Source organism: Methylobacterium sp. ap11 (genome assembly GCF_900110515.1).
GTDB lineage: Bacteria > Pseudomonadota > Alphaproteobacteria > Rhizobiales > Beijerinckiaceae > Methylobacterium > Methylobacterium ajmalii.
The window spans coordinates 174,023-186,119 of the sequence record NZ_FOEB01000003.1; the positions used below are offsets into that span (position 1 = coordinate 174,023).

The 12,097-nt window shown below is 71.2% G+C and carries 9 protein-coding genes and 2 tRNA genes; 6 read left to right on the top strand and 5 right to left on the bottom strand.

Going from position 1 to position 12,097, the window contains the following annotated elements; translation table 11 throughout:
* Positions 1-14: 14 nt before the first annotated feature.
* On the bottom strand, positions 15-1,706 hold the full coding sequence (locus tag BMX97_RS05390) for a methyl-accepting chemotaxis protein (RefSeq protein WP_091746298.1): 1,692 nt from the start codon (positions 1,704-1,706) through the stop codon (positions 15-17).
* Positions 1,707-2,108: 402 nt separating this feature from the next.
* Here BMX97_RS05390 and BMX97_RS05395 point away from each other — a divergent pair, with 402 nt between their 5' ends.
* Positions 2,109-3,041, top strand: coding sequence for an AEC family transporter (locus BMX97_RS05395; protein ID WP_091746301.1), 933 nt, complete (start codon positions 2,109-2,111; stop codon positions 3,039-3,041).
* Between the two features lie 66 nt (positions 3,042-3,107).
* Here the strand turns inward: BMX97_RS05395 and rpoH are convergent, their stop codons facing one another.
* Both rpoH and BMX97_RS05405 read right to left on the bottom strand, forming a co-directional pair.
* A complete protein-coding gene (gene rpoH / locus BMX97_RS05400; protein WP_060849727.1) occupies positions 3,108-3,998 on the bottom strand; it encodes an RNA polymerase sigma factor RpoH in 891 nt (296 codons plus the stop codon).
* 285 nt (positions 3,999-4,283) lie between these two features.
* Positions 4,284-5,273: an RluA family pseudouridine synthase gene (locus tag BMX97_RS05405; RefSeq protein WP_244538295.1), complete on the bottom strand. Its 990-nt coding sequence runs from the start codon at positions 5,271-5,273 to the stop codon at positions 4,284-4,286.
* Positions 5,274-5,374: 101 nt separating this feature from the next.
* Here BMX97_RS05405 and BMX97_RS05410 point away from each other — a divergent pair.
* Positions 5,375-5,450, top strand: a tRNA-Glu gene (locus BMX97_RS05410).
* A 71-nt stretch (positions 5,451-5,521) separates the two neighbouring features.
* Positions 5,522-5,597, top strand: a tRNA-Glu gene (locus tag BMX97_RS05415).
* A 331-nt stretch (positions 5,598-5,928) separates the two neighbouring features.
* On the opposite strand, the gene BMX97_RS05420 is transcribed toward BMX97_RS05415, so the two are convergent.
* On the bottom strand, positions 5,929-7,107 hold the full coding sequence (locus BMX97_RS05420) for a pyridoxal phosphate-dependent aminotransferase (protein WP_091746307.1): 1,179 nt from the start codon (positions 7,105-7,107) through the stop codon (positions 5,929-5,931).
* A gap of 216 nt (positions 7,108-7,323) precedes the next feature.
* The gene (locus BMX97_RS05425) at positions 7,324-7,536 is read right to left on the bottom strand and encodes a hypothetical protein (protein WP_060849724.1); all 213 of its coding nucleotides are present in this window, start codon (positions 7,534-7,536) and stop codon (positions 7,324-7,326) included.
* A 226-nt stretch (positions 7,537-7,762) separates the two neighbouring features.
* On the opposite strand from BMX97_RS05425, the gene BMX97_RS05430 reads away from it, so the two are divergent.
* From BMX97_RS05430 to BMX97_RS05445, 3 genes are all read left to right on the top strand, one after another.
* Positions 7,763-9,574 carry an IlvD/Edd family dehydratase gene (locus BMX97_RS05430; RefSeq protein WP_091746310.1) on the top strand — a complete coding sequence of 604 codons (1,812 nt, stop codon included), beginning with the start codon at positions 7,763-7,765 and terminating at the stop codon, positions 9,572-9,574.
* 469 nt (positions 9,575-10,043) lie between these two features.
* The gene (locus tag BMX97_RS05440; protein WP_091746317.1) at positions 10,044-10,895 is read left to right on the top strand and encodes an isocitrate lyase/PEP mutase family protein; all 852 of its coding nucleotides are present in this window, start codon (positions 10,044-10,046) and stop codon (positions 10,893-10,895) included.
* Positions 10,892-12,052, top strand: a complete 1,161-nt coding sequence (locus BMX97_RS05445; RefSeq protein ID WP_091746320.1) for a GNAT family N-acetyltransferase — start codon at positions 10,892-10,894, stop codon at positions 12,050-12,052. Before BMX97_RS05440 ends, BMX97_RS05445 begins: the two co-directional genes overlap by 4 nt.
* Positions 12,053-12,097 lie beyond the last annotated feature (45 nt).

The window sequence follows — 12,097 nt, forward strand, 5'->3', positions numbered from 1 at the left end:
ACGAGGCGGAGGGCCTACGCCGCCCGCACGGTATCGAGGAAGCGGTGGACCTCCGCCGAGAGCTGCTCGGACTGGCGCGACAGCTCGGAGGCCGAGGCGAGGACCTGCGTGGCGGCCGCGCCGGTATCCTCGGAGGCGCGGGCGACGCCCGCGATGTTGCCGGTGACCTCGCTCGTGCCGCTCGCGGCCTGGCTGACGTTGCGGACGATCTCCTGGGTCGCGGCGCCCTGCTGCTCCACCGCCGCGGCGATCGAGGCCGCGACGCCCGAGATCTCCTCGATCCGCCCGGCGATGCTGCCGATGGCGCCGACGGCCTGGGCGGTCACGCCCTGCACCTGTCCGATGCGCTGGCCGATCTCCTCGGTCGCCTTGGCGGTCTGGCTGGCGAGTTCCTTGACCTCGGCGGCGACGACCGCGAAGCCGCGCCCCGCCTCGCCGGCCCGCGCCGCCTCGATGGTGGCGTTGAGCGCGAGCAGATTGGTCTGCCCGGCGATGCCGGAGATCATGCCCACCATGGCGCCGATCTGCTCGGCGGCGCGACTGAGCTCCTGCACCAGCTGCGCGGTCCGGTCGGCCTCGGTCACGGCGGACCGGGCGAGATCGGCCGAGCCGGCGACCTGGCGGCCGATCTCCTGCACGGCGGCGCCGAGTTCCTCCGCCGCGGCCGCCACGGTGTTGACGTTGGCGGCGGCCTCCTCGGCGGCGGCCGCGACCGTGGTCGACTGGGACGCGGTCTCGGCGGCGGTCGAGGTCATCTGCTGGGCGGTCGCCTGCAGCTCGGTGGCGGAGGAGGAGACGACGCCGACGATGCCGCCCACCGCACGCTCGAACCCGTCGGCGAGCTCGACCATCGTGCGCTTGCGCTCGCGGGCGGCCGCCTCCTCGGCGATGCGCTCGATCTCGGCCTGCTCGGCCGCCTTGCGGGCCACCATCGCCTTGATGTCCTGCACGGCGCGGCCGACGGCGCCGATCTCGTCGCCGCGCGCCGCCTCCGCGATCTCGGCCTCGGCGTCGCCGCCGGCCATGCGCTGCAGCACCGCGACGAGCCGCCCGAGCGGACGGGTGATGCCGAACAGGCTGACGAGGAGCGCCGCCAGGAGCCCGACGAACAGGCCCGCGGCGCTGAAGGCCATCAGGCTGCGGCGGGTGGCGTTGGTCTCGTCGGTCAGGTCGTCCGAACGCTTCTCCATGTAGACCCGGATGTCCTCGGACAGCTGGGTGGCGCCCGCGACCATCGCCCTGAAGGTCGGGTCGACCTCCCGGTGCACGAGGGCGAGGGCCTCGGCGTTCCGCTTGGCGAGGCCGAGGCGGCGTACCTCTGCGACGGTCTCGACGAAGCGGGCGATGCGCGCGGCCTGCTCGTCGCTCCGGGTCGTGAAGGTCGGGGCTTCCCGGCGCAGGTCGCCGAGCATCTGGTCGATTTCGGGCAGGGCGGCCTCGAAGGCCGCATCGGCCTGCCGCATCTCCTGCGCATCGGTCTCGGCGATGATCCGGTAGACGTTGTAGTTGAGCTCGAAGACGACGCGGTTGAGGCGCCGTGCGGTGGCGACGGCGCGGGCCTCCCGCACGAGGAACAGGCTGTAGGCGTCGTCGATGTCGGTCATGCGCGCCTGCGCGTACCAGATGCAGCCGCCGACGATGGCCCCGATCAGCGCGATCACCCCTACCAGCTTGTGCAGGATCTTGATGTTGTGCAGGCCGGCCATGATTCCGCTCCGTGGGATCCAGCCCGCATAATTTTCATCGTCTAAAAAATTCCTAACGATGGATAACTGGCAGCGACATCGATCTCTTTCGACACCGAAAGCCGCGAGATCGTCGGTCATGCAGGAACAAAACTCGGATGAACAATTTATGCTCAATCGAATTACACGCCGGTCGTTCGACCTAGGCCGGTCGCACGGCGGCATGACCGGCCTGTGCAGGCGGGCCCGACCGCGTCCGGTGGCGGTTCGCACGACGCCCGCGGCGGATCGCCCACCGGGAGCGCATGGCCGCCTGCTCTGCGCCCGTCTGGGAGACCGCGCCCGACCGGGCTAAGCCTGCGGTGACGCCGGACGACCGGCCGCCCCTCCCGCCGAAGGCAGCCCTGCATTGACGCTCCCCTCATGACCGGCGCCGTCCTGCTGGCCCTCCTGCCGGTCGTCCTCCTCACCGCCCTCGGCTTCGCCCTGCGCCGCCGGCGCTTCCTCGCCGACGCGTTCTGGCCGCAGGCCGAGCGGCTGGGCTACTTCGTGCTGCTGCCGAGCCTGTTCTTCCACAGCCTCGCCACCGCCCGGGTCGAGGCGGTACCGGTGGGGGCGCTGGCCCTGACGCTCATCCTCTCGACGCTCCTTGTCGCGGGCCTCGCCGTCGCCCTGCGGCCGGTCCTCCGGGTCGACGGGCCGGCCTTCACCTCGGTGTTCCAGGGCAGCGTGCGCTTCAACAACTACGTCGGGTTGACGCTCGCCGCCGGGCTGTTCGGGCCGAAGGGCATCGCGCTCGCGGCGATCTGCAACGCGGCGATCGTGCCCACCGTCAACGTCCTGTGCGTGCTGGTCTTCGCACGCCACGGCGCGGCGCGGCTGACGCCGCGCGCCGTCGCCCGGCAGTTGGCGACGAACCCGCTGATCGTGTCGTCGCTCGCCGGCATGGCGGTCCAGCTCCTCGGCGGGGGCCTGCCGCCGGGGCTGGAGCCCGCTCTGCGCAGCCTCGGCGCCGCCTCGCTACCGATCGGCCTGCTCTGCGTCGGCGGCGCCCTCGATTTCTCGGGAGCGCGGCGCTGGGTCGGACCGGTGCTGTCGGCTTCGGCGATGAAGTTCCTGGCGATGCCGGCCGCGACCGTGCTGGTGGCGTACGGCCTCGGGCTGCACGGGCCGGCGCTGACCACGGCCGTGCTGTTCCAGGTGCTGCCGACCGCATCCTCGGCCTACATTCTGGCCCGCCAGCTCGGCGGCGATGCCCCGCTAATGGCCGGCATCACGGCGGTGCAGACCGTGCTGGCGCTCGTGGCGATGCCGCTGGTGCTGATCGGCCTCTCGGCCTTCGTGCCGATGGGATGAGGCCGATCCTGCAGATCGGGGCCGGCCCATGCGGGCCGGGCAGGTCCCGATGGCCGGTGCCGGCTTTCAGGCCGGCACCCCCGCCCGCGGCGCCTCGCGGGAGGCGAGGTTGCGCTTGACCGCGTCCTGCACCTTCTCGAAGGCCCGCACCTCGATCTGCCGCACCCGCTCGCGGGAGACGCCGAACTCGCTCGACAGGTCCTCGAGCGTGATCGGGTCGTCGGCCAGCCGCCTCGCCTCGAAGATCCGGCGCTCGCGCGGGTTGAGCACGCCCAGCGCGTCCTTGAGGGCGGCGAGGCGGTTCTGCCCCTCCTGCTCGCGGGCGAGCACCGTCTCCTGGGTCGGGCTGTCGTCGACGAGCCAGTCCTGCCACTCGCCCTCGCCCTCCTCGCGCAAGGGGGAGTTGAGCGACGCGTCGCCGCCGAGGCGACGATTCATGTCGATCACGTCCTGCTCGGGCACGCCGAGGCGGGTGGCGATCTGCTTGACCTGATCGGGGCGCAGGTCGCCCTCGTCGAGGGCGGAGATCCGGCCCTTGGCCTTGCGCAGGTTGAAGAACAGCTTCTTCTGGTTCGCGGTCGTGCCCATCTTCACGAGCGACCACGAGCGCAGGATGTATTCTTGAATCGCCGCCTTGATCCACCACATCGCGTAGGTGGCGAGGCGGAAGCCCTTGTCGGGGTCGAAGCGCTTGACGGCCTGCATCAGGCCGACATTGCCCTCGGACACCACCTCGCCGATCGGCAGGCCGTAGCCGCGATAGCCCATGGCGATCTTGGCCACGAGCCGCAGGTGGGAGGTCACGAGCTTGTGGGCGGCGTCGCGGTCGCCATGTTCGCGCCAGCTCTTGGCGAGCATGTACTCTTCCGTCGGCTCCAGCATCGGAAACCGGCGGATCTCGTCCAGGTAGCGCGACAGGCCCCCTTCATTGGCGAGCACGGGAAGTGCAGCAGCCATTCCAACCTCCTCAAAGCTCCCCTCGGTCAGGCGAGCGCGAACGGCCTCCCGTTGGCCGGCCGTTCGATCCGCCTTCTTAGCAGAGCGCGGCACAGCCGGGTAGCGACGGGTGTCGCCACTAACGCGCGAGGGGCCGTTTGGTGCGGCCGTGGCGGTTCGCCGCGTGCGGTCCCGCACGCTCCGGACGAGGCGGGCGCCGTCCCTGCCGGGCATCCTTGACTATAGAACGTACGAGCAGAGGCTTTCGTCCCCGTCGCCGGGCGCGACGCCTGTCCTACGACGGTCCTACGGTGTCAGCGCGGCGATGAGCCGGGCCATGTCGGCCGGCGGCGGGCTCTCGAACCGCAGCGTCTCGCCGCTGCGGGGATGGCGGAAGCCGAGGAGCGCGGCGTGCAGCGCCTGGCGCCCGAGATCGGCGAGGGCCTGGCGGGCCTCCGGCTCCAGGCGGTTGGCCTTGGTGAGGAACGCCGCGCCGTAGACCGCGTCGCCGAGCAGCGGATGGCCGCGATGGGCGAGGTGGACGCGGATCTGGTGGGTGCGCCCGGTCTCGAGCCGGCAGCGCACCAGGCCGACCGCCTCGCGCGCGCCGAGCACGTCTTCGGTGCGGTAATGGGTGATCGCGTGGCGCCCGCGGCCCTCGCGCACCACCGCGATCTTTTCCCGGTTGCGCTCCGAGCGGGCGAGCGCCGCGTCGATCGTGCCGTTGGCGGGGTCGGGCACGCCCCAGACCAGCGCCAGGTAGGCCCGCTCCAGCGGGCCGGTGCGGCCGTGATCGGCGAACTGCGCCGAGAGGTCCTGGTGGGCGAGGTCGGTCTTGGCCACGACCATCAGGCCGGTCGTGTCCTTGTCGAGGCGGTGGACGATGCCCGGCCGCGCGACGCCGCCGATGCCCGACAGGCTGGCGCCGCAATGCGCCAGCAGCGCGTTGACCAGGGTGCCGCTGTCGTTGCCCGCGCCCGGATGCACCACGAGGCCGGCCGGCTTGTCGATGACGATCAGGTCGTCGTCCTCGTACGCCACCGCGAGGTCGCGGGCCTCCGGCTCCGGCTCGGCCGGTCGCGGCGCCGGCACCGTCACGGCGACGCGCTGGCCGCCCACGACCTTGGCGGAGGGATCGCCCGCAGGGGCCGCGTCCAGCCTCACCTGGCCCTCGCGGATCAGCGCCTGCAGGCGGCTGCGCGACAGGTCCGGCCACAACCGCGCCAGGGCCCGGTCCAGGCGCTCGCTCCCCTCCCCCGGCGGGATCACGTCCTCCCGCACTTCGCCGTCGCTCAAACCCATCTCTCCCGTCGCGTCTCCGGAAACGCCGCCGGGATACGATTTCGGGCTTGTGCCCGTCCAGGCCCGTCGCTATACCGCCGCCATCCCGCCGGCAAGCTCCCATCGTCTAGCGGTCCAGGACGTCGCCCTCTCACGGCGAAAACAGGGGTTCGAGTCCCCTTGGGAGCGCCACGGGTTTCCTGACGACGGATGAAGTTCCGGTTTTCCTCGCGAAGACCTGTTCTCCGTGGTCCGGCCGGTCAGCTCCCATCGTCTAGCGGTCTAGGACGTCGCCCTCTCACGGCGAAAACAGGGGTTCGAGTCCCCTTGGGAGCGCCATTCCATCCTTCGGGGTGACGACGGCCTCATCGGCAGCCATCTTTCTCAGCCGCCATCGTTGTCGTGCCGTTGCTGCTTTACTGCGTCCTGCGCGAGCCATGCGCGTTTCCGCCAGTATTCGCCGGACTTGCAGCCTCGCTCCGGGACGCTCGCGATCGGCTGTGACGGCTTCGGCTCGATTCATCCGAAAAAAGACAAGGCGCCTCTCCCGTGTGGGAGAGGGGATCCCGGGCTTTGTTCGTCCCGGGGCGAAGCAGGCGGAAATCCTGCGTGCGCCCACAGGTCGGCGTCTCCCGATCTCGAACCGTCGTCGCGCCTGTCGACCGGGCTCTCAGCGCCGGTTTTGCTCCAGGAACGCCCCGATCCGCTCCAGGGCCCGAGAGATGTTCTCCGCCGAGTTGGCGTAGGACAGGCGCAGGTAGCCCTCGCCGTGGACGCCGAAATCCGGCCCGCCGATCGTCGCGACGCCGGCCTCCTCCAGGAGCGCCGAGGCGAGCGCCTTGGCCTTCCAGCCGGTCTGCCCGATGTTCGGAAAGGCGTAGAAGGCGCCTTTCGGGGTGATGCAGGAGACGCCCGGCAGCCGGTTCAGCCCCTCGACCACCAGGAGGCGGCGGCGGTCGAACTCGGCCATCATCGCGGCGACGCAGTCCTGCGGCCCGTCGAGGGCGGCGATGCCGGCCCATTGCGTCGCGGCGTTGACGCAGGAGAACGAGTTCACCGCGAGCTTGCGGGCGGCGTCGTAGAGCGGGGCCGGCCACACCGACCAGCCGAGGCGCCAGCCGGTCATCGCGTAGGTCTTCGAGGCGCCGTCGAGGTAGATCAGGCGGTCGCGAATCTCCGGATAGGCGAGCAGCGTGTGGTGGCGCTCGCCGTCATAGGTCATCGTGCCGTAGATCTCGTCCGACATAATCGCGACGTTCGGGTGCGCCGCGAGGCCGGCGACGAGCGTGTCGATCTCGGCCTTCGGGGTCACGCCGCCGGTCGGGTTGGCGGGAGAGTTGAGGATCAGCAGGCGGGTGCGCGGGGTGATCAGCCCCAGGGTCTCCTCGGCCGAGAAGGCGAACCCGTTCGCCTCGCGGATCGGCACCGGCACCGGCGTCGCGCCGGTGAACTCGATCATCGAGCGGTAGATCGGGAAGCCCGGATCCGGGTACAGGATCTCGGCCCCCGGCTCGCCGAACATCAGGATCGCCATGAACATGGTGACCTTGCCGCCCGGCACGATCATCACGCTGTCGGGCGAGACCTGGACGCCCAAGCGCCGGTCGAGGTCGCGCGACACTGCCTCGCGTAAAGGCAGGATGCCGGTCGCCGGAGTGTAGCCGTGGTGCCCGTCCTGCAGCGCCTTCACCGCCGCCTCGACGACGTGGGGCGGGGTCGGCATGTCGGGCTGGCCGATGCCGAGATTGATCACGTCGCGGCCGGCCTGGGCCAGCGCCGTGGCGCGGGCGAGGACCGCGAAGGCGTTCTCCTCCCCGATGCGCGAGAAGGCGGGAACGACGACGGGCATGGGCTTCTCTCGTTTCCTCGAAGGACGCCCGGTGCGGCGGGATCGGGCCCCGCCGCCGCGGCGTCGTCAGGGTCCCGCGGCCTTCCCGTGCCGTCGGGACGGATCGTCCGGGCCGTAAGCAGAGTTGCGCTGGCAGGCCGACGCCTCGCCCGCTCAAGTTCTTGTTCCGTCGCAGATTCTCGGTGTCGAACCGGCAACCGCTTCGGCGAAATCCGCTCAGCGCGAGCCGTTGCGCTCGGAGAGCCGGCTGACGCCGAACGACAGCGCGCCGCCGAGCACGATCAGGATGATGCCGGTCTTGATCGCGGCCCAGAGCAGCGAGCGCTCGATGCCCTGGTCGGTCAGCATGATGATCAGGCAGACGAGGACCGGGATCGACACCACGATGGCGATCGGCACCAGCGGGTTGGACGTCTTCTCTTGGCTCATTGGGCGGCTCCCCCGAACGATCGAGCGGTATGGTTCAGCCGGCCTCATAGCACCGCTCGACGGCGTTGCGACAGCGGCCGCGTGACAAACTTTAGGCTCGTCGGGGTCGCAGGACGCGGGGGCCCGGGCATGCACGCGGCGGTGTTGCCTTCCTGCACCGGGCGGGTCCATAGCTTCCCGAGAACGGTTCTCGACAAGAACGGACTTCGGGAAGGACGACCCCGCCATGGCCCAGACGCCGCGCCCCCGCATCGACGCCAGCCGCCTGCGTTCGCGCCTCTGGTTCGACAACCCGGACAACCCGGGCATGACCGCGCTCTACCTCGAGCGCTACCTCAATTTCGGCCTGACCGTCGGCGAGCTGCGCGGCGGCAAGCCGCTGATCGGCATCGCCCAGACCGGCTCCGACCTGTCACCCTGCAACCGCCACCACCTCGAGCTCGCCAAGCGCGTGCGCGAGGGCATCACGGCGGCCGGCGGCGTGGCGTTCGAGTTCCCGTGCCATCCGATCCAGGAGACCGGCAAGCGGCCGACGGCGTCCCTCGACCGCAACCTCGCCTACCTGTCGCTGGTCGAGGTGCTGTACGGCTATCCCCTCGACGGGGTCGTGCTGCTCACCGGCTGCGACAAGACCATGCCGGCCTGCCTGATGGCGGCCGCTACCGTGAACATCCCGACGATCTCGCTCAACGTCGGCCCGATGCTGAACGGCTGGAGCCGCGGCGAGCGCACGGGCTCGGGCACCGTGGTGTGGAAGGCCCGCGAGCGCCACGCCGCCGGCGACATCGACTACCAGCAGTTCCTCGACATCGTGGCCTCCTCGGCGCCCTCGACCGGGCATTGCAACACGATGGGCACCGCCTCGACCATGAACGCGCTGGCGGAAGCGCTCGGCATGGCGCTGCCGGGCTCGGCGGCGATCCCCGCGCCCTACCGCGAGCGGGGCCAGGCCGCCTACGCCACCGGCCAGCGCATCGTCGACATGGTGTGGGAGGACCTGAAGCCCTCCGACATCCTGACCCGCGAGGCGTTCGAGAACGCGATCGTCGCCAACACCGCCATCGGCGGCTCGACCAACGCGCCGATCCACATCAACGCCATCGCCAAGCTGATCGGGGTGCCGCTCTCCTGCGACGACTGGGAGCGTGTCGGCTACGACATCCCGCTCCTCGTCAACATGCAGCCCGCCGGCCAGTATCTCGGCGAGGAATATTATCGCGCCGGCGGCCTGCCGGCGGTGATGTCGGAGCTGCTCGAGGCCGGCAAGCTCCACGGCGAGGCGCTGACCTGCAACGGCCGCACCGTGGCGGAGAACTGCCAGGGCGCCCACACCTGGGACCGCGACGTCATCAAGCCCTACGGCGAGCCGATGCGCGAGCGCGCCGGCTTCCTCAACCTCAAGGGCTCGCTGTTCGATTCCGCGATCATGAAGACCAGCGTGATCAGCCGCGAGTTCTACGACCGCTACCTCGCCAACCCCGAGGACCCCTACGCCTTCGAGGGCCGGGTCGTGGTGTTCGACGGGCCGGAGGACTACCACCACCGCATCGACGATCCCGCACTGGAGATCGACGAGCACACGGTGCTGATCATGCGCGGCGCCGGCCCGATCGGCTATCCGGGCGCGGCCGAGGTCGTGAACATGCAGCCCCCGGGCGAGCTGATCCGCAGGGGCGTGCTGTCGCTGCCCTGCATCGGCGACGGGCGCCAGTCCGGCACCTCGGGCACGCCCTCGATCCTCAACGCCTCGCCGGAAGCCGCGGCCGGCGGCGGCCTCGCCTTGCTCCAGAACGGCGACCGGGTCCGGATCGACCTCAACAAGCGCACCGCCGACATCCTGCTCCCCGCGGAGGAGATCGCACGCCGCCGCGAGGACCTGGCGGCCCGGGGCGGCTACGCCTACCCGGCGAGCCAGACCCCCTGGCAGGCGATCCAGCGCGCGATGGTCGACCAGCTCTCCGAGGGCATGATCCTCAAGGGCTCCGAGGCCTTCCAGCGCATCGCCCAGACCCACGGCGTGCCGCGCGACAACCACTAGAGCATTTGCCGACGAAGTGGATACCGGTTCGTCGCAGAAAATGCGGCAAAAACAAGTGCTTAGAGAGCTTCGCGATTGCAGCGCGATCGTGAAGTGCTCTAAGACGTCCGGTTCCCGGATCCCGCCGGCGGGTGCGCATCTCCCCCTCTCCCCGCGGGCGGGGAGAAGGCTTTGGTGACCTTGCCGTTACCGAAGCGAGGCGGCAGCCGAGGGTGAGGGGGCGGCTCCGGATAAGCCTCTTCCGGAAATCCCCCCTCACCCTCGCCCTTCGGGCTACCTTCACCCCCGACGAGGGGGGTGAAGGCCTCTCCCCGCCCGGCGGGGAGAGGAGATCTTTCCGTACCTCATCCGGCCGGCTCGGATCGCGGTCCGCCCCGAAAGCCGGCAGGACCGATTTCGCCCGCCCAGGCGATTTACAGCCGCGCTCGCGGCGTGTGAGGAAGAATCCGGAACCCGGAGGGGAGCCCCGATGACCGATCTCGCCGCACGCCGCGCCGCCTTCCGGCGGCTCCACGACTCCGGCTGCTTCGTGATGCCGAACCCGTGGGACATCGGCACCACCCGCTACCTCGTGGCGATGGGGTTCCCGGCGCTCGCCACCACCAGCTCGGGCTTCGCCTTCACCCGGGCGCTCCCGGACACCGACTGGGCGGTGCCGGTCGACGCGATGCTGGCCCACGTCGCCGAGATCGTCGCCGCCACCGACCTGCCGGTGAACGCCGACTTCGAATCCGGCTACGCGCACGACCCCGAGGGCGTCGCCCGCAACGTGGCGGCCTGCGTCGCCACCGGGGTCGCCGGCCTGTCGATCGAGGATGCCACCGGCGATCCCGCCCGGCCGCTCTACGACATCGCCGAGGGCGCCGAGCGCATCCGCGCCGCCCGCGCGGCGATCGACGCCGCGGGCGCCGACGTGATGCTGACCGGCCGGGCCGAGTGCTACCTTACCGGCCATGCCGAGCCGCTGCCGGAGGCGATCCGCCGGCTCCAGGCCTATGCCGAGGCCGGCGCCGACGTGGTCTACGCGCCGGGGCCGAAGCGCCGCGAGGAGATCCGCACCCTCGTCGAGGCCCTGGCGCCGGTACCGGTCAACATCCTGATGAGCACCAATCCGGGCCTCAAGGTCGCCGACCTCGAAGCGCTCGGCGTGCGCCGGATCAGCGTCGGCTCGTCCCTGGCGCGGGCGGCCTGGACCGGCTTCATCCGTGCGGCCAGGCGCATCCACGACGAAGGCAGCTTCGGCGGCTTCGACGGCTCCGTCAGCTTCTCGGAGATCAACGGCTTCTTCCGCAAGGACCTTAAGGAACGGGATCCCGCATGAGCCCCGACCGCGATCCCGTCACCGGCCTGCCGATCGGCAGCCCCATCGCCGCGACCGGCCCGGCCCCCGCGCCGGAGCGCCTGCGGCTGGAGGGGCGCCACGTCACGCTCGTCCCGCTCGATGCGGGCGCCCACGCGGACGACCTCGCGGAGGGCGCGGTCGGGCCGGGCCGGGAGGCCCTGTGGCAGTACATGGCCGCCGGCCCGTTTCCCGACCGCGCCGGCTTCCGGACGTATCTCGCGGCCTGCGCGGCCTCCGCCGATCCGCTGTTCTTCGCCATCCTCGACGCGCGGACGGGCCGGGCGCTCGGCTACGCCTCGCTGATGCGGATCGACCGGGCGAACCGGGTGATCGAGGTCGGCAACATTCTCTACACCCCGGCGCTCCAGCGGACCCCCGGCGCCACCGAGGCGATGCGGCTCCTGGCCGGGTACGCCTTCGACCTCGGCTATCGCCGCTACGAGTGGAAGTGCAACGCCCTCAACGCGCCGTCGCGCGGCGCCGCGCAACGCCTCGGCTTCTCCTACGAGGGGCTGTTTCGCCAGGCGATGATCGTGAAGGGCCGCAACCGCGACACGGCCTGGTTCTCGATGCTCGACGGCGAGTGGCCGCAGATCCGCCAGGGCTTCGACCGCTGGCTCTCGCCCGAAAACCTCGAGGGAGGCCAGTCCCTGCGCCTCGGCGCGCTCAACCGGGCGACGATCCCGGGGCACGGCTTGCGCCGGGCGACCGCCGCCGACGAGGGCGCCCTCGCGGCCCTGCAGGAGGCCGCCTACGCGCCGAACCGTCCGCTCCTCGGCGTCGAGCCGGTGCCGCTCCTCACCCCCGCCGCCGAGGTGCTCGCGCGCTACGAGGTCTGGCTCGCCGACCATGAAGGCGCCCCAGCCGGCGCCCTGGTGCTCGATCCGCGGCCCGATCACCTGATGATCTGGAGCGTCGCGGTCGATCCGGCGCATCAGGGCTCGGGCCTCGGCAACGCCCTGCTGGCGGCGGCCGAGAGCCGGGCGCGGGACCTCGACCTGACAGAGCTGCGCCTCTACACCGGGGACAGGCTCGCGCGGAACATCGACTGGTACGCCCGGCGGGGCTACGCCACGGCGCGGGTCGAGACCCTGCCCGACCGGCGCCTGGTGCACATGCACAAGCGCCTCGGCTGAGCACGACACCAAGCCCCGCCGGACGAGCAGGGCACGACACGACGG

Bases quoted from the DNA above. Each gene is read 5' to 3' on its own strand.
- BMX97_RS05390 (WP_091746298.1), bottom strand. From the start codon at position 1,706: ATGGCCGGCCTGCACAACATCAAGATCCTGCACAAGCTGGTAGGGGTG.
- BMX97_RS05445 (WP_091746320.1), top strand. From the start codon at position 10,892: ATGAGCCCCGACCGCGATCCCGTCACCGGCCTGCCGATCGGCAGCCCC.
- rpoH (WP_060849727.1), bottom strand. From the start codon at position 3,998: ATGGCTGCTGCACTTCCCGTGCTCGCCAATGAAGGGGGCCTGTCGCGC.
- BMX97_RS05395 (WP_091746301.1), top strand. From the start codon at position 2,109: ATGACCGGCGCCGTCCTGCTGGCCCTCCTGCCGGTCGTCCTCCTCACC.
- BMX97_RS05420 (WP_091746307.1), bottom strand. From the start codon at position 7,107: ATGCCCGTCGTCGTTCCCGCCTTCTCGCGCATCGGGGAGGAGAACGCC.
- BMX97_RS05440 (WP_091746317.1), top strand. From the start codon at position 10,044: ATGACCGATCTCGCCGCACGCCGCGCCGCCTTCCGGCGGCTCCACGAC.
- BMX97_RS05430 (WP_091746310.1), top strand. From the start codon at position 7,763: ATGGCCCAGACGCCGCGCCCCCGCATCGACGCCAGCCGCCTGCGTTCG.
- BMX97_RS05425 (WP_060849724.1), bottom strand. From the start codon at position 7,536: ATGAGCCAAGAGAAGACGTCCAACCCGCTGGTGCCGATCGCCATCGTG.